This is a genomic window from Microcella putealis (genome assembly GCF_004216575.1).
GTDB classification, from domain to species: domain Bacteria; phylum Actinomycetota; class Actinomycetes; order Actinomycetales; family Microbacteriaceae; genus Microcella; species Microcella putealis.
On the sequence record NZ_SGWW01000003.1, the window covers coordinates 12,145 to 33,146 of the forward strand.

A 21,002-nucleotide genomic window follows, 5' to 3' on the forward strand; every position below is an offset into this window, starting at 1 on the left:
CACCAGGCATGACGAACACTGTCGAGAACCCTGCCCGCGTGACCATGTACGGCGCCGACTGGTGCCGCGACTGCCGCCGCAGCGAGGCCCTGCTGAACCAGCTCGGCGTCGACTGGGTGAAGGTCGACGTTGAGCAGAGCGCTGAGGCCGCCGAGACGGCGAAATCGATCAGCGGGCGCATGAACATTCCCGTCGTGCACTTCCCCGACGGCAGCTTCCAGGTCGAGCCGAGCGACGCCGACCTCAAGGCGAAGCTCGAAGCGCTCGGCGCGCTCTAAGCGCGAAGCGCGGGCCAGCGTCGAGCGCGTTAGGCGCTGGGCGCTGGGCGCTGGGCCGCGAATAGTCAGTTGTGGGGGCCTCATCGGCCGAAACGCCCCACAACTGACCATTCAGCGCAGAAGCGAGCCGCCGGCGTAGTGAGTTGCCCGTCGTGGTCACACTCGGTCGCACGAGGGCACCACAAGGGGCAGCTCACGCCGGTCACGCTGCCCCGCCCTACTCACGCCGGGCACGCTCCCCGCCCTGCCCCTCCCCACACACACCGCGCACCCACCGCCCGCCCTCCGCGGCCGGTGGGCTCTAGGCGCAGCCACCGGCACCACACGACCCGTCAGAGGGCCGAAAGGCCCTGGCGGGTCGTTCGCGTGCGCGAGTACGGTCGAGCACACCTCACCCACCGATCCAAGGAGGAATCATGGGAAAGCTCGACGGAAAAGTCGCCCTCATCACGGGCGGATCACGCGGAATGGGCGCCGCACACGCGCGCCTGATGGCATCAGAGGGCGCGAAGGTCGTCATCACCGACGTGCTCGACGATGAGGGCCACGCCCTCGCCGACGAGATCGGCGGCACCTACCACCACCTCGACGTCACCGACGAAAACGCCTGGGCGAGCGTCGTCGCCGACGTGCACGCGAACGTCGGCCCGATCGGCGTGCTCATCAACAACGCCGGCATCGTCGGCTTCAGCCCGATCGCGACCGCCTCGACCGACGAGTGGAACCGCGTCATCGGCATCAACCTCACCGGCACCTTCTTCGGGATGCGCGCCGTCGTCGAATCCATGACGTCCGCCGGCGGCGGCGTCATCATCAACATCTCCTCCACCGCGGGCCTTCAGGGCTACTCGAACCTCTCGGCGTACGTCGCCAGCAAGTGGGGCGTGCGCGGGCTCACCAAGTCGGCGGCGCTCGACCTCGGGCAGCACGGCATCCGCGTCGTGTCGATTCACCCCGGCCCGATCAAGACGCCGATGACCGACGGCTTCGGCGACGAGATGACGGCGCAGCAGGCGATCCCGCGCTTCGGCCTGCCCGAAGAGGTCGCCGCGATGGCCCTGTTCATCGCCGCCGACGCGACGTACACGACCGGCACCGAGTTCGTCATCGACGGCGGCGCGACCGTCGGGGCGGCGCTCCAGCCACCGCAGTAACGCCGTCTCGCGGGCGCGGATGACTCCGGGGGCGTACGCTCAGCCCTACAGGGTCACCTCGGCTCTCGGTAAGGAGAGCCCACATGGGTGAAAAGTCTGTACGCAAAAGCTCAGGCAAGACGGCCGCATCGAAGACGCTGAAAGAGAAGCGCGTCGCGAAGGCCGACAAGAAGGCCGCGAACGAGCGCAGCCAAAACTCTGACGCCGTCAGTCGCGCCGCCAAGCACTAGCGACTCCCGCCGTCACAACGACAACGGCCCGCACCCCAGGGGGGCGGGCCGTTGTCGTGTCGTCGTGACATCCGACTCAGCGGCGCGACTTCTTGCCGGCCAGCAGGTCTTTTTCGTCGATCGGCGTCAGACCGCGCGAGCGCAGCTCGGCGTAGTGCGCCGCCGCTTCCTCCTGACGCTGGGCCTCGACACCGGTGGCGATCTCGGCACGGATGTGCGCATCCTCAAGAAGGAACGCGTCGGTCAGCGACCGCGCGTGCGGGCGCAGGCGCGGCAGCAGGCGGCCGTCGATGTAGTCGGTGATCGCCTGCGCGCGGTGCGCCGAGAGGCGGCCATGCATCAGGTACCAGGCGAGGTTCTTCTCAATCAGCGTGAAGCCGAACAGGTCGCGCAGCCACGTGAGCACGGTCTTCGTGCCGGCGTGCTCGACGTGGTCGAGCGCTTCGGTGAAGGCCTCCCACTGCAGCAGCTCACCGTGGGCACGGGCAGCCTCGATCAGCTCGTTCTGGTGGCGGTTGAACAGTTCGGCGGCCTCGCGCTTGCCCATCTTCGACGCGCCGCGCAGGCGACCGGCGAGCTCGGCGACCATCGTCTCGACGCGGTCGGTCAGAAGCTGGCGCTGCGACTCGGTGTCGCGCACGTAGCCGACCGAGCGGGCGGTCGAGCCGAAGTCGGCGACATTCTGAGCGAGACGTCGCAGGCCGGACTTGTTGAAGGCGCGGTCGCCGACCTGGTCGGCGACGTAGCCGGCGAGCGCCCCGGCGTCAGCCTTGGCGAACTTCTTCGAGTAGTCGGTGAGCAGGCGCTTGGCGACGAGTTGCAGCAGCACGTTGTTGTCGCCCTCGAAGGTCGCGTAGACGTCGAGGTCGGCGCGCATCTGCACGAGGCGGTTCTCGGCGAGGAAGCCCTGGCCGCCGCACGCCTCGCGCGCCTCTTGAATGATGTCGAGCGCCGCCCACGTGCTGAGCGGCTTGAGGGCCGCGGCAAGGGTCTCGAGGTCTTGGCGCGACTCGTCTGTGTCGTCACGACCTGAGAACACGGCGTCGAACTTCTCGAGGAACACCTCGTGGGCGAACGACATCGCGTAGGTCTGGGCGAGGCGCGGCAGGAGGCGGCGCTGGTGGCGCTGGTAGTCCATCAGCACGACCTCCTCGCCCTCGCCGCCGGCGAACTGGCGGCGCTCGGTGCCGTAGCGAATGGCGATCGTCAGCGCGAGCTTGCTGGCGACGGTGCAGGCGCCGTCGAGTGAGATGCGGCCCTGCACGAGCGTGCCGAGCATGGTGAAGAAGCGACGGCCGGGGCTCTCGATCGGCGAGCTGTAGACGCCGTTCTCGTCGACCGAGCCGTAGCGGTTCAGCAGGTTGGTGCGCGGAACACGCACGTTCGTGAAGTGCAGGCGACCATTGTCGATGCCGTTGAGGCCACCCTTCAGCCCGTCGTCCTCGCCGCCGATGCCGGGCAGGAAGTCGCCGTTCTCGTCGCGAATCGGAACGTAGATCGCGTGTACGCCGTGGTTGACGCCGCGGGTGATGAGCTGCGCGAAGACGACGGCGGCCTTCGCGTGCAGGGCGGCGTTGCCGAGGTAGTCCTTCCACGCCGCGCGGAACGGGGTGTGGATGACCCACTCGTCGGTGGCCTCGTCATACGTGGCGGTGGTTCCCGCGGCGGCAACGTCAGAGCCGTGGCCGGTTTCGGTCATCGCGAACGCGCCGGGGGTCGTCATGTCGAGGGCGTCGGGCAGCCACTTCGCGTGGTGCTCGTCGGTGCCGAGGTGCTGAATCGCGGCCGCGAACAGGCCCCACTGCACGCCGGCCTTGATCTGCATGCTGGGGTCGCCGAGAACGAGCTCTTCGAAGCTCGCGATGTTGCCGCCGTTGTCTTCGTCGCCGCCGACCGACTTCGGGAATGCGCGGTGCACCGAGCCTGCCTCGACGAGCTTGTGCAGCTGGCCGAGAACGCGCTCGCGGTGCGCGTCTTTACCCAGATCGGGGTCGCGCTGAAACTCGGGGCGCGTCATCAACTCGCGGGCGTGCTTGCGGGCGTACGCCCACTGGCCGAGCAGCTGCTCGCCGAGCGCGGCGACGTCGATGGCCAGCGGCAGATTCACCTCGCCCGTGGCGGGCGCAATGTCGGCGGCGCTGGCGGCGGCCGCGTCGTCGGCCGGGGTCGCGGGGCGGGTGGTGCTGTCGGTGAGCTGCGTCATCGTCGGTTCCGTTCGCACGTCGGGTGCCGCCAGGTGTGGGGCACGTCGGTTCTTCGACGGTAGGTCGCGTTTCTCTCGCGCGCTCGTGCGTGGTGGTCGGGGCACGAATAGGGCCGGATGCACACCGTCACGCTTGTAGGGATCGGCACATAGCTGGGCGATCGCTTAGTGGGCCATCTCTGATTATGGATACCCCTTGGGGTATCTCTGTGGCTGTGTCAGGATGGTTGTTATGGCAACCATCGACCTGACCACCGCCGACTTTGAGCAGACCGTCACGAAAGACGGCATCACCCTCGTCGACTTCTGGGCCGACTGGTGCGGCCCCTGCAAGGCGTTCGCGCCCGTGTACGAGGCGGCAAGCGAAGCCCACCCCGACGTGACCTTCGGCAAGGTCGACACGGAAGACCAGCAGGCGATCGCGGCGGCCGCGAACATCCGCTCGATCCCGACGCTCATGGCGTTCCGCGACGGCATTCTCGTCTTCGCGCAGCCCGGCGCGCTGCCGGCCCCCGCGCTCGAGCAGGTCATCACCGCGGTGAAGGACCTCGACATGGATGACGTACGCAAGCAGGTTGCGGAGCAGCAGGCGCAGGCCGAGCAGGGCGCCGCGCAGTAATCAGACGCGCCCTTCGCGTGGGCGCCAGCGGTACAGCACGTGCGGGCGCAGTGGGTGCCCGTCGGCGACGTTCGGATGCTCGAAGTCGCCCGCGGGATCACGCACCATTCCGATGCGCTCCATCACCGCAATCGACGGCAGGTTGAGCGCTGCCGTGAACGACAGCACCTCGTCGATGCCGAACCCGGGCGCGGCGTCCAACACGCGGCGGGCGGCCGCCGATGCGGCACCGCGCCCCCACGCCCACGCGTCGAGACGCCAGCCGATCTCGACCGCCGGAGTGAACGGCGCCGCAAACGTCGCCCGTGCGAGACCGACGTAGCCGGCGAAGCGGCCCTCGACCTCGACCGCCCACAGGCCCCAGCCGTCGGCCCGATGCTGCGCCACGATGTGGTCAACGAACGCGTCACTTTCAGCCCGAGACCGCAGCGACGGGAAGAACCGCATCACCTCGGGGTTGGCGTTCATCGCCGCGAAGGGCGCCCGGTCGCTATCGCGCCACGCCCGAAGCCGCGAGCGGTCGCCTGCGGAGCCAGCGAGCTCAGGGCTCGGCTCGGCGTGCAGCGCCTCGCTCACCACTCCTCCGGAGGCGGAGGCTCGTCGTCCGGCGGCGGCTCGTCAAAGTAGGGCGGCGGTTCAGCCGCTGCGACCGGCGGACCGGAGCGTGCGGCCCCGCGCGCGGTACGTAACCGCGCCGACAGCGCCGCCGGGTCGCTCGGGGTCGACACCTCGACGGCCGGGGGCTCGTCGCCGCGAACCACCGCGAGCACCGCTTCGCCGAACTGCTCGAGCTTCTTCTGGCCGACTCCGCTGATCTGCGCCAGCTCGTCGAGCGACGACGGCACCGTCAGCGCAATACCCCGCAGGGTCGCGTCGCCGAACACGATGTAGGCGGGCACTCCGGCCTCGCGCGCGGTCGACGCGCGCCAGGCGCGCAGCCGCTCGAAGAGACCGCCCGCCTCCGCCGGCAAATCAGCGGGGGCCGAGCGCTTCGACCGCGAACCCGAACTCGAGGAGGCGCGCGGAGCATCCTTACGAAGGCGCACCTCGCGCTCGCCGCGCAGCACCGCCGCGCTCGCCTCGGTGATGCCGAGTACGCCGTACTCGCCGCGCACGGCGATGAGGCCCTGGGCGAGCAGCTGGCGCACGACGCCGCGCCACTCTTGCTCGCCAAACTCGGTGCCGAGGCCAAAGGTCGACAGCTCATGGTGGCGCTGCTGCTGCACCCGCGGCGTCTGCTTGCCGGTGAGGATGTCGATGAGGTGGCCGGCGCCGTAGCTCTGGCCGCGCTCGCGCTCAAGCCGCACGATCGTCGACAAGAACTTCTGCGCCGGCACCGTGCCGTCGATCGCCTCAGGCGGGGCCAGGCACGTGTCGCAATTGCCGCAGCGACCCCCGGGCAGCTGCTGACCGAAGTAGTCGAGCAGCTGCGCGCGGCGGCACTCGACCGTCTCGCAGAGGGCGAGCATCGCGTCGAGCAGCTGCGACTGGCGGCGCTTGTGCGCCGGGTCTCCGTCGCCGCGCTCGATCAGCTGGCGCTGCTGCACGACGTCTTGCAGGCCATAGGCAAGCCAGGCCGTCGACGGCAGCCCGTCACGACCGGCGCGGCCCGTCTCTTGGTAGTAGCCCTCGACGCTCTTCGGCAGGTCAAGGTGGGCGACGAAGCGCACGTCGGGCTTGTCGATGCCCATGCCGAAGGCGATCGTCGCGACCATGACAATGCCGTCTTCACGCAAGAACCGCGACTGGTGGTTCGCGCGCACCGAGGCGTCGAGGCCCGCGTGGTACGGCAAAGCCGCGATGCCGTGGTCGGCCAGCTGCTGAGCGGTCTTCTCGACGCTCGCCCGCGACAGGCAGTACACGATGCCCGCGTCGCCCGGGTGCTCGGTGCGGATCAGCCGCAGCAACTGCTGCAGGGGCTGGTTCTTCGGCTCGATGCGGTACTGAATGTTGGGTCGGTCGAAGCTCGCGACGAAGTGGCGGGCCTGGCCCAGCTCGAGGCGCATCGCGATCTCGCGCGCCGTCTCGGCCGTCGCGGTGGCGGTCAACGCGATGCGCGGCACCTGCGGCCAGCGCTCGTGCAGCATCGACAGCGCCAGGTAGTCGGGCCGGAAGTCGTGCCCCCACTGCGACACACAGTGCGCCTCGTCGATCGCGAACAGCGCGATGTCGAGCCGCGAGAGCAGCTCGACCGTCGCCGGCACCGTGACGCGCTCGGGCGCGAGGTACAGCAGGTCGACCTCGCCCGCAGCGAGCGCCTGCTCGACGGCGCGACGCTCGTCAGGCGATTGCGTGGAATTCAGGAACGCGGCGCGCACGCCGACCGCGCCCAAGGCATCCACCTGGTCTTTCATGAGCGCGATCAGCGGCGAAATGACGACGCCGACGCCGCGGCGCACGAGCGCCGGAATCTGGTAGCAGAGGCTCTTGCCCCCACCGGTCGGCATCAGCACGAGCGCGTCGCCGCCGGCGACCACATGGTCGATGATCTGCTGCTGCTCGCCGCGGAACGCGGGATACCCGAAGACCTGCTCGAGCACCTGCTGGGCGGCGGGAGCGGTGGTCGGATTCACCGACCCAGGCTAACGGGCACCGCCGACGCGTATGCCGCGAGCGCCCACCCCGGTGAACGGATGCGCCCGCGCGGCCGGGTGGGGACGACGGCCTAAATGTGGATGGCCGGGTCGATCCAGAATCCGTCGGCGCCGGCCGCGGCGTTCGCGCCGCGCGGCTTCGCCACCGCGGGAATGCCGGTCGCCACGTGATTCGGCGGAACGTCGCGCGCGACGAGCGCGAGCGCCCCCACCTGCGAGTCGTCGCCGATCGTGATCGGGCCGAGCACCGTCGCGTTGGCCCCGATCAGCACGTTGTTGCCGATCGTCGGGTGACGCTTGCCCTTCTCGAGGGTTCGACCGCCCAGCGTGACGCCGTGGTAGAGCATGACGTCGTCGCCGATCTCGGCCGTTTCACCGATCACGACGCCCATGCCGTGGTCGATGAAGAATCGGCGCCCGATCGTGGCGCCGGGGTGAATCTCAATGCCCGTCAGCCAGCGGGCGAACTGCGACACGAGGCGACCCAGCAAGAACAGTCGGGCTCGCCACAGGCGGTTCGCCAGGCGATACCACCAGATGGCGTGCAAGCCGCTCGAGGTGAGAAACACCTCGAACGCGGAACGCGCGGCGGGATCTCGCCGCCGCGCGTTCGCGATGTCTTCCCGCAGAGGCATCTACGCCCGCAGGTCTTCGTACAAGACGCTCGAGAGGTAGCGCTCGCCGTAGCTGGCGACGATCACGACGATCGTCTTGCCGGCGTTCTCGGGGCGCTTCGCGAGCTCAACGGCGGCGTGCACGGTCGCACCCGACGAGATGCCGGCGAGGATGCCCTCTTCGGCAGCCATGCGACGGGCCATCGAGACGGCCTGCGTGATGTTGACGTCGACGATCTCGTCGTAGACCTCGCGGTCGAGCACGGCGGGCACGAAGTTGGCGCCGATGCCGGCGATCTTGTGCGGGCCGGGGTTGCCGCCGTTGAGAATGGGGCTCTCCTCCGGCTCAACGCCGACAACCTTCACGTCGGCCTTCTGGCCCTTCAAGTACTGGCCGGTGCCGGTCAGGGTTCCGCCGGTGCCGATGCCCGAGACGAAGATGTCGACGGCGCCGTCAGTGTCGTTCCACACCTCGGGGCCGGTGGTGGCACGGTGAATCTCGGCGTTCGCCTCGTTCTCGAACTGGCGGGCGAGCACAGCGCCCGGCGTGCTTTCGACGATCTCTTGAGCCTTTCCGACGGCGCCCTTCATGCCCTCGGCACCCGGCGTGAGCACCAGCTCGGCGCCGTAGGCCTTCAGCAGCATCTTGCGCTCTTCGCTCATCGTCTCGGGCATGGTGAGGATCACCTTGTAGCCGCGGGCCGCGCCAATCATGGCGAGCGCGATGCCGGTGTTGCCGCTCGTGCCCTCGACGATGGTGCCGCCCGGCTTCAGCTCGCCGCTCTTCACGGCGGCGTCGATGATCGCGACACCGAGGCGGTCTTTCACGCTGGCAGACGGGTTGTAGAACTCGAGCTTCGCCAACACGGTCGCCGCCGCGCCGTCGGTGACGGCGTTCAGCTTCACGAGCGGGGTGTTGCCGAAGACCTGGGTGATGTCGTCGTAGACGCGGGCCATGGTGCTCCTCGGTACGTAGTTCGCGGATCGGTCGGGGACAAGCGTAGGGGCGCGGGCGCAGAAAACGCCGGGCGCGCATCCGGCGGAGACAACGAAACGGGGGCGACGGGTATTCCCCGCCGCCCCCGCATTCATGAGCGGATGCTCGTGCCGGTTACCAGAAGATCAGCGCAGTGATGAGGCTGATCAGCCCGTTGACCCACTTCGGGGCGCCCGGGATGGCCGGCGGCACGCGACGCTCGTCGGTCGTGACCGTGAGCGTCTCGTAGCCGTCAGCGGTCACCGTCAACTCGACCGAGAGTTCCGCGAGGCGGTCGGCCGAGGTCACCCGGTAGCTGTCACCGGTCGCACCCTCGATGGGCTGACCGTTACGCAGCCACTGGTACTCGACCTCGACACCGCGCACGCTGTAGCGGCCGTCGTCAACGCGGAGCGTCTTGCCGACCACTGCCGAACCCACGAGCTTCGGCTGCTTCTTCACCTCAATCGTCGGCAGCGGCTCGGCCGCCTCGATCGTGACGGGGATGCTGACCTCGGTGCCGTTGTCGGCAACCGCAATCACGACATCCGTCGCGCCCTCGACACCCTCGGGCACCGTGAACGAGACCGTCGCGCGGCCCTGCTCGTCGGTGCCATCAACGATGGTCGCGTCGATGGCGGCCTCGGCGAGAACCTCGCCTCCGATGCTGACGGTGACCGTCGCATCCCGGTCGCCACCGTTCGAGTAGAGCAGCGAGCTGAGCTGCAGCTCGACCGTGTCACCCGGGGTCAGGGTGCTGCCCGCGATCGACGGCGAGACGCCAATCGAGCGGTCGGCGGCGCTGGCCGTGACGGGCGAGAACTCGGCGAAGTAGTCGACGAAGGCCTGCAGGTCGATGCGGCCCGAGTCGGCACGGTTCGTGCCCTGCGCGAAGGTGAAGAAGTTGTCTCCACCGGTCGAGAGGAACGAGTTCGTGACGATGCGGATCTGCTGGTCGTCGGTCACGGTCTCGCCGTTCAGCGTGATCGTGCCGATGCGCTCACCGGCGGCGAGGCTCGGGTCGTACGTGTAGTCGAGCCCCTCCGAGATGCCGAGCTTCAGGAACGGACGCGACGAGCCGGCCGGCTGCCACTGCTCTTCCAGCACCTGACGCAGCTGGGCGCCGGTCAGGGTCATGGTAAAGAGGCTGTTCGCGAAGGGCTGCACGCTGGCGGCCTCACGGAACGTGACGTTGCCATCGGGATCGGTCGCGCCGGTGCCCGCGAACACGAGGTCGGCACGCAGACCACCCGGGTTCATGAGCGCCACCTCGGTGCCGAGGTCGCGCGTCGCCCAGAGCTGAGCGTCGGCGACCAGGTTGCCGAGCAGCGACGCGCCACCGCGGTTCTCGGTGCCGTTCGCCTGAACCGCGCGACGCACGTCGCCGGTGATCTCGCCGAGGCTGACCGAGCCCGCCTCGTTGGCGAAGGCCACAGCATCCGCCACGATCTGCGCGATCGCCGGGTCGGGCTGGGCTGCACCCGGCAGCGGCAGCACGTCGGCGGCGATGTCGAGCAGCTCACCCGTGGTGGGGTCGACGCTCAGGCTGAAGCGGCCCACGTGCGAGCTGTACTCGCCGTTCTGGGTCACGATCAGCGGCAGGTCGCTGCCGTCAACCGGGATCTCGTGGTCGTAGACGCGGTGCGTGTGCGACGAGACGATGGCGTCGACCGAGCCCGCGGTACCGGTGACGAGGTCTCCGAAGTCGGAGTCGTCGGTCGCCGTGGCGATGTCGGTCGTGGCGGCACCCTCGTGCACGAGCACGATGATGACGTCGGCCTCACCGTTAGCAGCGTCGCCGTCCTGCAACTGACCGGCCACGCGGTTGACCGCCTCGGTCATGTCGCCGAACTCGAGCGAGGCGATGCCCGCCGGAGTCACGAGCGACGGCATCGACTCGGTGATCGCGCCGATGAAGCCCACGTCGACGCCGTCAACCTCGGTCACCCAGTACTCGTCGTACGCGGGCTCGCCAGTCTCACGGTCGTAGATGTTCGCCCCGAGGTACGGGAAGTTCGACGCAGGGATCACGCGGTCGTCAAGGTCGCTGCGACCCAGGTCGAACTCGTGGTTACCGATGGCCGTCACGTCGAGGTCCATCGCGTTCAGCACGTCGATCGTCGGCTTGTCCTGCTGGATGAACGACGTGAAGGTCGAGGCGCCGATGTTGTCGCCCGCCGAGACGAACAGCGTGTTCGGGTTCTCGGCACGCACCTGGTTCACGAAGCCACCGAGCACCGCAGCGCCACCGACGCCCGAGCCCGCCTCGAGGCGGCCGTGGAAGTCGTTGATCGTGACGATGTCGATGTCGACCGGCTGCGCCTGGGCCGACAGGCCCACGACGACCGGGTCGTGGTCGCTCGAGCGGTAGACGGACGAGCCGTCGGTCGCGCCGAAGTTGTACTGGCGGTCGCCCCACTCGGCGGCGTTGATGTTCCAGACGCCGACACCGGTGACGTTCGCCGCAATCGCGTCGCTCGCCAGCACGTGGTCGAGCGAGCCGAGCTCGCCGTTGAACGTGTAGGTGTACTGACCGTCGGTGCGGTCGTCAACGAGGCTCGTGAAGCCGGCCTCGCCGAGGGTGGCGATCGGGTCTTCCTGGCTGTAGGCGTTGAAGTCGCCGAGCAGCAGGATGTTCTCGCCCCGCTCGGGGTCAGCCTCGATCTCGTCGGTCAGCGCCGCCAGACCCTTGGCCTGCGCCACGCGGTCGGTGTTGAAGAAGCCCTGGCCGTCGGCGGGCTCGGTGCCCGAACCGCTCTTCGACTTGAAGTGGTTCGCGACGACCGTGAAGCGGTAGCCGTCTTTGTCGAAGGTGGCGCCGAGCGGCTCTCGGGCGTTGAACCACACGGTCTCGTCGATCTGCGTGATCATGTCGCCCACCAGCTCGACCGAGGCCGGCTTGTAGATGATCGCGTTGGTGATGACGTCGACGATCGAGGCGTCGTTCAGCTCGGGGGCCGACGGAACGTAGGCCCAGGTGCCCGCGCCGTCGACCTCGTTGAGAGCGGCAACCAGCGTGGCAACCGCCTCGTCGGGCTGCTCGCCGAGGGCAACCGAGTTCTCGATCTCTTGCAGGCCGACGACGTCGGCGCCGAGAGCGGTGATCGCCGCAACGATCTTCGCCTCTTGGCGCTCGAACGCGGCGGCATCGCGCGCCCCTCGCGCGTCACTGTTCTGCGTCGTCAGGGTCGTGAAGTAGTTGAGCACGTTGAACGCGGCAACACGGAGGTCGCCACCCGTCTCGGGCGCGGTCTCGGGGCGCGGATTGCGCGACTCGAAGCCGACGCCGTAGCCCGCAGGCCCCTCGGTCGAGATCGGCACCTGGGGCTGCAGACGCCAGTCGTCGAAGCCCCACTGCAGCACCATGCCGGCCTCGGGGAACACGACCTTGTCACCGTTGCGCACGATCTCGTCGGCGCGCAGGTACGGCTGGTCGCCCGGGTGCCGGCTGTTCGAGATCTGGATGTTGTACCCGTCGTCGAGCAGGATGCGCGACGCGCGGTTCTCGGCCGCAATCGCGTCGGCCTCGGGGCCGGGGCGCACCTGCTCGGTGCTCTTGACGAGCTCGTCACCGGGGGAGAGCCACAGCGTGCCGAAGTTGAAGAGCTGGTGAGTGGAGCCGATGAGGTAGTCGCCGGTGGGGGCGACGAGCATGTTTTCGAACTGCTCACGGTCGGTGCCGATGACGTCGGCGGGCAGCGGCGTCGGAGCCGGGAGCCCCACCTGCGCCTCGACGAGGGTCACCGTGCCCGCGGCGGTCGCCGTGAGCTGGGTCTGCCCGAAGTTCTCGCCAGCCCGGCCCGTCACCTCGACGAGGTCGCCGATGGCGACGCCGGGGTTGTGGGTGCTGCCGAGGAAGATGAAGATGCCGTCGGATGCGCCGGGCGTGGCGTCGGTGTCGCCGCCCGAACCCTGCTCTTGAACGACGATGCCGTTGTAGCCGCTGACGCCGCGGTAGTCAGCCGTGACGACGCCGCGCACGGTGACCGTCTGGCCGTCAAGCGGCGTCGTCGCGCCCGTGCCCTGCACGGCGGAGATGGGCGTAATGGTGGTGTTCGCGACGGCCGGGGTGACAGCGACAGTGCTGAACCCGAGGCCCACCGCGAGGGCGGTGCAAACAGCGACCGCCCTGGTCGGCGCTGTACGCCGGCGGAAGGGTGTGAGGTGATTCATCGGTTGGGTGCTCTCCTTGGTAGCGTCATAAACGCTTCACGGAACGACCCCCAAACGGGGGCCGACAAGAGAGTAAGCACAGAATCGTCTGTGAACCAAGCGCGCAGATGAGTAGTCACGCAGAGTTCACACGGGCGTCAACGCCGTGTATCGACGAGCCCTCGGCTCGGGTTACGCGCGCTGCGCGAGCTGGCGAATCAGGCGATCGCCGGGCTTCACGGCGTCGAACTGGGCCGTGATGTCGGCGCGTTCCAGCAGCTCTTCGAGCGAGGGCCGGCGGCGAGCCGAGATCAGAGTGACGACGAGCCCGCGGGCGCCGGCGCGGCCGGTGCGACCCGCGCGGTGCAGGTAGGCCTTGTACTCGTCGGGGGCGTCGGCCTGCACGACGATCGCGATGTCGTCGACGTGAATGCCGCGGGCCGCGACGTCGGTCGCCACGAGCGCCTGCACCCGCCCGCTGGTGAGTTTGTCGAGATTGCGCTGTCGACGCTCTTGGCTCAGATCGCCGTGCAGCGCCAGCGCCGCAATGCCGGCGTCGTCGAGATGGTCAGCCAACTCGTCGGCGAACACCTTCGTACGCGTGAAGAGGAGCGCCTTGCCGTCACCCGCGAGCAGCTCTTCGACGACGACCCGCTTGTGTCGAGGGTCGACAACGAGCACCCGGTGCTCAGTGCTCGAGGTGGCCTGTGTCTCGCCGGCGATCTCGTACACGGCGGGTTTCTTGAGGAACTCAGCGACGAGCGCCCCCACGCGAGTGTCGAGGGTCGCCGAGAAGAGCAGCATCTGACTGTCGGTCGGCGTGCGACGCAGGATGCGCTGCACCGGCTCGAGGAACCCCAGCTCGCAGAGATGGTCGGCCTCGTCGACGACGGTGACGACAACGCCCGACAGGTCGAGGCGGCCCTGCTCGATGAGGTCTTCGATGCGGCCGGGAGTGCCGATGACGATGTCGACGCCGCGCTTCAGGGCGCCCACCTGACGACCCTGCGGCACGCCGCCATAGATCTGCGTCGTGTACAGCCCGACGCTGCGGGCGATCGGCTGCACCGTGTCATCGATCTGCAGGGCGAGCTCACGCGTTGGCGCGAGGATTAGCGCGCGGGGGCGTCGACCCGGCTTGAGGCCGCGACCGCCCCCATTCTGCAGCAGACGCTCGACGAGGGGGGCGCCGAACGCGATCGTTTTGCCCGAGCCAGTACGGCCGCGGCCGAGCACGTGCCGGCCAGCCACCACGTCAGGAATCGTCGCCGCCTGAATGGCGAACGGCGACACCGCACCCTGCTCGGCGAGCGCCGCGACGATGTTCTGACCGAGGCTGAGGTCGCCGAAGGTGAGGCCGGCCACCGAGGCCGGGTCGACGACGGTTGCCTGCAGCTTCTTCAGCACCGTGTCGGGGGTGCGGGGTGGGCGCGCGGCGCCGTCGGTGCGGGGTGCGCGCGCGGCGGGCCGCTCGGTGCGGCGGCCGCGATCGCGCTGCTCGCGCTCATCACGCTGCGCGCGGGCGGCCAGCGCGTCGGTGCCGCGCCGTGATTCGGAACGGGGGGATGCGCGGCGCGCGTCCTCGGCGGAGCGAGCGCTGCGCGCGTCGTCCCCGGAGCGTGCACCGCGCGCATCCTGCCCCCGCGCAGCGGAACCCGGGCGGCCCGGCTTGCCCTTGCCGCGCTTCGCCTCGGGATCGAACGGACGCCAATCGGGGCGGTGCGTCTGCTTGCCGCTGCCGGTGCGGCCAGAAGTCGACGAGGTGCCGCGGCGTTTGCGCGGGTCACGGGAGGAAGAGGGGCGAGGCATAAGGGGCCGAGTCTAGCCCGCGTGCGCACCGCCCGACGAGGGGGCGTCGCCCACCGTCGCGCGGCCAGCGGCGTCGAGCGCCGCCTCGCGCGCCGCGCGCTTCTCGTCGCGCCGATCTTTCGCTCCCTCGACGAGCCAGTACAACGCGGGCAACACGACGAGGGTGAGCAACGTCGACGACACGAGGCCGCCAATCACGACAACCGCGAGGGGCTGCGAGATGAAGCCCGCCGTTCCGGTGATGCCGAGACCCAGGGGCACGAGCGCGAAGATCGTCGCAGCCGCCGTCATGAGCACGGGGCGCAGACGACGCACTGAGCCCTCGATCACCGCCTCACGAGCCGTCATGCCGCGCTCGCGGTACTGGTTCACGAGGTCGATGAGCACGATGGCGTTCGTGACGACGATGCCGATGAGCATCAGCACACCGATGAGCGACGGCACTCCAAGCGGGATGTCGGCGATCAGCTGCAAGATGATCGCGCCCGTTGCCGCGAAGGGCACGGAGACGAGCAGCAGCAGCGGCTGGCGCAGGCTCTTGAAGGTCGCGACCAGAATCACGTAGGTGATCAGCAGGGCCACGAGCAGGGCAAGACCCAACTGCTGGAAGGCGTCTGCCTGCTGCGCGGCGACGCCACCCAGTTCGGCGCGGGCGCCGTCGGGGAGGTCGATGCCCTCGAGCGCGTCGGCCACGGCGACCGAGGCCGAGCCGACGTCCTCGGTCGACGGCGTGATCGCGACCGTCGCGCTGCGAATACCGCGAATCGTCGTGATCGACTCGGGGCCGAGTGCCTCCTCAACCGTCGCGACCTCGCTGAGTGCGAGCGGGCCGGTAGCGGTCGGGAGGCTGAAGTCGCGCAGCTCGGCGATGGTGACCGGGGCGGCGTCATTGGGGAGGTAAATCTCGAGCGTCGTGTCGTCGATGACGACCTGGCCGACGGACGCGGGGAACATGGCCTGCGCGACCAGTCCGCCGATCGCCGCCTCGGTGAGGCCTACCTCGGCCGCAGCCTGACGGTCAACCTCGACGGCGATGTACGGCTGTGTCTCAGAGAGGTTGCTCGTCGCCTCGGCCGTGACGTCGAGCTCGTTCACCGCCGCGAGCACGTCGTCGGCGGCCTCCCGCAGAGCGTCTTGGTTGGGGGCGAAGATCTCGACGTCGATCGTGGACGAGGCGAAGCCCTGGTCGGCCGAGCGCACCGTGATGTCGCCGACGTTGTCGAGGGCGAACAGTGCGTCGCGCACGTCTTGCTGCAACTCGGTCTGGTCGACGTCTTCTGCGGTCGTGATCGAGTAGGTGATGTCGCCCCCGCCGCCGAGGAACCCGAAGATGCCACCGCCCTGGCCAATCGACGACTGCACCGTTTCGATGCCGTCGATCTCGAAGAGCTCGGCTTCGACGACCGCTGCCGCCTCGTCGAGGCGCTCAAGGCTCGCCGAGGAGTCGACCGTCTGACTGACGGTGAGCGTGTTCTGCCCGCTGTCACCGATGAAGTTGGTCTGCAGCTGCGTGGCGAGCCCCGCGGTTCCGCCGAGCACAAGCAACGCAAGCATCAGGGTCGCCACGGGGCGCCGCACACTGAAGCGCAGGGCCGGCAGGTAGCCCTTCTGTAGCGGCGTGGGGTTCGCCGACTCTTGCTCGAAGGTCACGGCGGTGTGGCTGCCGTTCTTCGGGGCGCGCAAGAACCAGTACGACAGCACCGGCACGATCGTGAGCGACACGAAGAGCGAGGCGGCGAGCGCGATGGCGGTCGTCAGCGCGAAGGGCCGGAAGAGCTCACCCGTGATGTCGCCGACGAGCGCGAGCGGCAGGAAGACGGCAATCGTGATGAGCGTCGACGACGTGATGGCGGTCGCGACCTCACGCACGCCGTTCGTGATCGCCTCGAGGCGCTCTTCGCCGAGGGCGAGGTGCCGCTTGATGTTCTCGACCACGACGATCGAGTCGTCGACGACGCGCCCGATCGAAATCGTGATGGCACCAAGGGTCAGGATGTTGATCGAGTACCCCGCCCCCTGCATGCCGAGGAAGGTGAGCAGGATCGAGGTCGGAATCGCGACGGCGGTAACAAGCGTCGAGCGCACCGACAGCAGGAACACCAGGATGATGATCACCGCGAAGACGAGGCCGAGCGCGCCCTCGATGGCAAGCGCCTCGATCGAGCTTTCGATGAACGGGGCCTGGTCGAAGACGACGGTGAACTCGGTGCCCGAGCCAATCGCCTCGGCAATCGCCGGCAGGGCCGCCTGCACAGCGCGCGAGACATCGACCGTGTTGCCGTCGGGCGTCTTCGTGATGCCGAGGGTCAACGCGGGCTCGCCGTTGATGCGCGAGAGGTTCTGCACCGGGTTGCTCACGATCGTCGCGTCGGCGACATCGTCAATGGTCGTCACGACAACCGCGCCGTCGTCACCAATGACGGGCTCGCCGGCGATAATCGGCAGCGCCGCCAGCTGGTCGACGCTCTCGACCCGGACTCCGGTCAAGACGGCGAGGGTGCGGTCGTTTTCGGTGATCGTTCCGGCGGGAAGCAGCACCCCGTAGGCATCGAGAGTGTCGACGATGTCGGCCCGACTGAGGCCGCGCGCGGCCAGCTCGTCATCGTCGACCGTGATTTCGACCCGGTCGCCCACGGCACCAAACACGCTGACCTCGCGCACACCATCAAGCTCGGTGAGGTCGGGCACGGCCTGCACGTCGAGGGCGGCGGCGAGCTCGCCCTCGCTCAGGTCGCTCGTGACGCCGACCTGCACGACCGGCAGATCGTCGATCGAGCCTGTGATGACCTGCGGCTCGACGGTTGACGGCAGCTCAAGCCGGTTGACGAACAGCTGTACACGCTGCTCGGCGCGGGCAATCTCTGTGCCGAATTCGAACTGCGCCGTGACGATCGAGATGCCCGTCGACGACGTCGCATCCGATGCCTCCAGGCCATCGACCGCCTGAATCGCGTTCTCTATGGGGGTCGATACGTCTTGCTCGACGGCGTCAGGGGCCGCGCCCGGGTACTGGCTGATGATGATCACCTGCGGGAAGGCGATCGACGGGATCAGTTCCTGCTTGAGGCTGGTGAGCGCGAGCCCCCCAAAGACGCCCACGACGATGGTGACGAGAGCGATCAGCGCCCGGTTGCGCAGACTGAACACCGAAAGGCGGAACACGGGCGACTCCGAAGAACGAGGGCGGGGTGGTGGCGGGATGCGCGGGGCGCGTGAGAGCGCCCGGTGCGCTGGACAGCATCCCAACGATTACTGGACGTTGCCAAAGCGCGGGATGTACGCGCGCCCCCAATATGACCGATCGGTCAGACGACCGTCGTGACCAGCGCATCGTCGTCGGGCACATCGGCCCGCGCGGGCCCGAGGCGCTCCCACGCCCGCTCCATCGCGTCGACCGCGCGGCGCGTCAAGGTCTCGGGGTAGCAAAACGGCAGCCGCAGATAGCGCTCGAAGGCCCCGTCGATGCTGAAGCGGGGGCCCGCCCCGAGCTGCACGCCTTCCGCCCGGGCGAGCAGGGCGAACTCGCTCGCGACCGGTCGACCGAGATTCGTCCAGAGCACGAGGCCACCGTCGACCTCCGGCAGGCGCCACTCGGGAAACCGCTCGCTCAGCAGCGCGCGCAGCAGCTGCTCACCCGCGCGCAGTTGCGCCGTGCGCTCGGCGACGAGGCCGTCGAAACGCTGCAGCAGCTCACTGAGCAGCAGTTGCTCGAGGGTCGGCGACCCGAGGTCGCCCGCTGGCCGGGCTCTGGCCAGCTCGCCGATCGTCTCGCGGTCGGCGCGGATCCAGCCCAGTCGAATACCGCCCCAGATGCTCTTGCCCACCGAGCCCACCGTGATGATGCGGGGACTACAGCTCGCCATCGGCACCTGCACGGTCGCGGGGTCAAACGCGAGATCGACCATCGTTTCATCGACGACGATGCGGGTGCCGTGACGGTCTGCAAGGGCGGCCACGCGCTCGCGCTGGGCCGCCGGCATCGTCGCGCTCGTCGGGTTGTGCAGGTCAGGCATGAGGTAGGCGAGGCACGGCGCCGAGCGCGGGAGCAGTTGCTCGAACGCCTCGTCGTCCCAGCCGTGCTCGGTGCTGACCGGGACGCCCACCAGCCGGGCGCCCGCCGACGAGAACGCCTCGAGCGCATGCGGGTAGCTGGGGTTCTCGACGAGCACACGGTCGCCGCGCCCCACGAGAGCCTGGGCAATCAACGCGATCGCGCGCTGCGCCCCGAGGGTGACCATGATCTCGTCGGCCGACGTCGGAAGACCCCGAGCGGTGAAGCGGTCGGCGATCGCCTGGCGCACCTCGTCGAGGCCATACAGATCGAAACCGGCAAGGCCGAGGTGCTGGGGAAGTCGGGCAACTGCGGCCGCGGCGGCGTCGACCACGGCGGGCAGCGCGGGCAGCGTCGCCTTCGAGAAGTCGAGCATGTCGGGGCGATCGACCACGTCGAAAGCGGGAGCGTCGCCGGCCGGCAGTGCCGTCACACTTCCCGAGCCGCGTCGGCTGACGAGGTAGCCGAGCTCGCGGAGGCGTGCGTAGGCCGCCGCCACCGTCGTGCGGCTCACGCCCTCATGGTCGGCGAGTTGGCGTTCGGCGGGCAGGCGAGCACCCAGGGCGATGCGGCCGTCAAGCACCAGAAGGCGCACCCGATCGGCGAGCGCCTGCGCGAGCGTTCCGCTGTGGTGGCGCCAGTCCCCCAAGAGCACAGACAGCGCCCGGGCGCTGAGTACCGTCGTCGACATGCGGCCACTGTAGCGGGATTGGCATCTTGATAACAGGCCAATAGTGCGATGGACTCACACCATGACCCGCCCCCGCACCTCCGCAGCCCCGCGCGGCGCCGTGCACCCCGTGCGCCGCTGGACTCAGCTGATGGGTGGCCTCGTGCTCTACGGCGTTGCCATCGGGCTCATGATCAGCGCCGAGGTGGGCCTGGACCCCTGGACCGTCTTCGCGCAGGGGTGGTCACTCACCACCGGCGTGCCAATTGGCCTCATGACAGTGATTATTGGCATTGTCGTGCTGCTGCTCTGGATTCCGCTGCGTCAACGGCCCGGTATCGGCACGGTCCTGAACGTCATCGTGATCGGCCCCGTCATCGACCTCACGCTGCTCGTCGTCGACACCCCCGACACGCTGGCACTGCGCTGGCTCGTGTTCGCCGGGGGCCTCGCCCTGCTCGCCGTGGCGACCGGCCTTTATATTGGCGCCGGCTTCGGCCCCGGGCCCCGCGACGGCCTCATGACCGGAGCGCACGCCCGCTTCGGCTGGCCGGTGTGGGCCGTGCGCACCGGGGTCGAGGTCACGGTGCTCGCCACGGGCTGGCTGCTCGGCGGAACCGTGGGCTTCGGCACCGTGGCGTTTGCCCTCCTGATTGGCCCGATGGTCGGAGTCACGCTTCCCCGACTGCGCCTCCCCGAGGCGCCGCGTCGCGAACGCGGCACGCAGCCGAGCAGCGTGGCGAGCGATTCGATACCGGGCGGGCAAGGAGGCGGGGCATGAGCATCCTCATCGCCGTCGTGGCGCTGAGCGCGTGGGCGATCATCGCGACCGTCGAGCTGGTGTCGCGCGACGGCTATGGGCCCGTGCCGACGCGGCCCGTCTAGCCGAGGCTCGCCGCGGCCGCGTCGCGTAAGAATGCGGCGTGCGTGGGCCCGCCGTAGTGGGCGGCGAATCGTTCGTCGGCGACGTACATTTCGGCGAGTCCGAGGTAGGCCTCGTCTGTTGCCGTGCCGCCCCATGCGCCGGCCACCCAGGCGCGATGCCGCTCGACGAGGCGCTGCGCGTCGGCGCCGGCGTGGTCGGCGCCGGCCGCGACGAGGCGGCCGAGCTCTGCGACGATCTCGGCGTCGGCGGCGCGATACGCCTCCTGGCCGGCCGCGCCGAGTCCGCGCCACCACCCGTCGCCACGGGTGTAGGCATCGGCGCCCCAGCGCTCCACGACCTCGTCGCGGTACTGGGTGTGATCGAAGCCGTCGAAAGTGGTGTCGGTCATGAGGGGGTCTCCTTCGGTGAGTGCGGTGATGGTGCGTTGGATGCTCTGGATGCGTCGCTCGAGTCGCTCGCGCTCGTCGCGCAGCAGGGCGATGTGCTCGGTGAGCGCGGCGACGTCGTCGCGATCGGTCTCGAGGGTGGTCGCGATCGCGGCGAGGCCGAGGCCGGCGTCGCGCAGCAGCAGGATGCGCTGCAGGCGCGCGAGGGACGCGTCGTCGTAGAGGCGCATCCCTCCGGGCCCGGTGCCTGTCGCGGGCAGCAGTCCGATGGCGTCGTAGTGGCGCAGGGTGCGGCTCGTGAGACCGGTCGCGCGCGCCAGCTCCTGAATTGTCGCGGTCATGACAGCGACGGTACGGGTTGACGCAACGTCAACCGCAAG

Annotated in this window: 15 protein-coding genes; 5 read left to right on the top strand and 10 right to left on the bottom strand. The window is 69.2% G+C overall.

Translation table 11 applies throughout. The features are described 5' to 3' along the window. Positions 1-8: 8 nt before the first annotated feature. From EV141_RS07555 to EV141_RS12255, 3 genes are all read left to right on the top strand, one after another. The gene (locus EV141_RS07555) at positions 9-278 is read left to right on the top strand and encodes a glutaredoxin family protein (protein WP_130485380.1); all 270 of its coding nucleotides are present in this window, start codon (positions 9-11) and stop codon (positions 276-278) included. A 416-nt stretch (positions 279-694) separates the two neighbouring features. Beyond that, positions 695-1,432, top strand: coding sequence for an SDR family oxidoreductase (locus EV141_RS07560; RefSeq protein ID WP_130485381.1), 738 nt, complete (start codon positions 695-697; stop codon positions 1,430-1,432). A gap of 83 nt (positions 1,433-1,515) precedes the next feature. Next, on the top strand, positions 1,516-1,662 hold the full coding sequence (locus EV141_RS12255; protein ID WP_157985529.1) for a hypothetical protein: 147 nt from the start codon (positions 1,516-1,518) through the stop codon (positions 1,660-1,662). A 76-nt stretch (positions 1,663-1,738) separates the two neighbouring features. Here EV141_RS12255 and EV141_RS07565 read toward each other — a convergent pair whose 3' ends face one another. Continuing rightward, a complete protein-coding gene (locus EV141_RS07565; RefSeq protein ID WP_130485382.1) occupies positions 1,739-3,865 on the bottom strand; it encodes an acyl-CoA dehydrogenase family protein in 2,127 nt (708 codons plus the stop codon). A 232-nt stretch (positions 3,866-4,097) separates the two neighbouring features. Here EV141_RS07565 and trxA point away from each other — a divergent pair, with 232 nt between their 5' ends. Continuing rightward, positions 4,098-4,484, top strand: coding sequence for a thioredoxin (gene trxA / locus EV141_RS07570; RefSeq protein ID WP_130485383.1), 387 nt, complete (start codon positions 4,098-4,100; stop codon positions 4,482-4,484). Here the strand turns inward: trxA and EV141_RS07575 are convergent, their stop codons facing one another. The 8 genes from EV141_RS07575 to yczR all read right to left on the bottom strand — a co-directional run bounded on the left by EV141_RS07575 (position 4,485) and on the right by yczR (position 19,371). After that, complete coding sequence (locus tag EV141_RS07575) at positions 4,485-5,060, bottom strand: GNAT family N-acetyltransferase (RefSeq protein ID WP_241969163.1); 576 nt, start codon at positions 5,058-5,060, stop codon at positions 4,485-4,487. Further along, positions 5,057-7,057 (bottom strand): DNA helicase RecQ, encoded by a 2,001-nt coding sequence (gene recQ / locus EV141_RS07580; protein WP_130485384.1) that lies wholly within the window; start codon positions 7,055-7,057, stop codon positions 5,057-5,059. Before recQ ends, EV141_RS07575 begins: the two co-directional genes overlap by 4 nt. Before the next feature lie 92 nt (positions 7,058-7,149). Continuing rightward, positions 7,150-7,713, bottom strand: a complete 564-nt coding sequence (gene epsC / locus EV141_RS07585; RefSeq protein ID WP_130485385.1) for a serine O-acetyltransferase EpsC — start codon at positions 7,711-7,713, stop codon at positions 7,150-7,152. After that, positions 7,714-8,649 carry a cysteine synthase A gene (gene cysK / locus EV141_RS07590; protein WP_130485386.1) on the bottom strand — a complete coding sequence of 312 codons (936 nt, stop codon included), beginning with the start codon at positions 8,647-8,649 and terminating at the stop codon, positions 7,714-7,716. A gap of 154 nt (positions 8,650-8,803) precedes the next feature. Next, on the bottom strand, positions 8,804-12,841 hold the full coding sequence (locus EV141_RS07595) for an ExeM/NucH family extracellular endonuclease (RefSeq protein WP_130485387.1): 4,038 nt from the start codon (positions 12,839-12,841) through the stop codon (positions 8,804-8,806). 171 nt (positions 12,842-13,012) lie between these two features. After that, positions 13,013-14,629 carry a DEAD/DEAH box helicase gene (locus EV141_RS07600; RefSeq protein WP_130485388.1) on the bottom strand — a complete coding sequence of 539 codons (1,617 nt, stop codon included), beginning with the start codon at positions 14,627-14,629 and terminating at the stop codon, positions 13,013-13,015. 12 nt (positions 14,630-14,641) lie between these two features. Then, the gene (locus EV141_RS07605; RefSeq protein WP_130485389.1) at positions 14,642-17,791 is read right to left on the bottom strand and encodes an efflux RND transporter permease subunit; all 3,150 of its coding nucleotides are present in this window, start codon (positions 17,789-17,791) and stop codon (positions 14,642-14,644) included. A 143-nt stretch (positions 17,792-17,934) separates the two neighbouring features. Next, a complete protein-coding gene (gene yczR / locus EV141_RS07610; protein WP_130485390.1) occupies positions 17,935-19,371 on the bottom strand; it encodes a MocR-like transcription factor YczR in 1,437 nt (478 codons plus the stop codon). Positions 19,372-19,432: 61 nt separating this feature from the next. Between yczR and yczE the strand changes: the two genes are divergently transcribed. Then, a complete protein-coding gene (gene yczE, locus EV141_RS07615; RefSeq protein WP_241969164.1) occupies positions 19,433-20,131 on the top strand; it encodes a membrane protein YczE in 699 nt (232 codons plus the stop codon). Positions 20,132-20,231: 100 nt separating this feature from the next. On the opposite strand, the gene EV141_RS07620 is transcribed toward yczE, so the two are convergent. After that, complete coding sequence (locus tag EV141_RS07620; protein ID WP_130485391.1) at positions 20,232-20,963, bottom strand: MerR family transcriptional regulator; 732 nt, start codon at positions 20,961-20,963, stop codon at positions 20,232-20,234. Positions 20,964-21,002 lie beyond the last annotated feature (39 nt).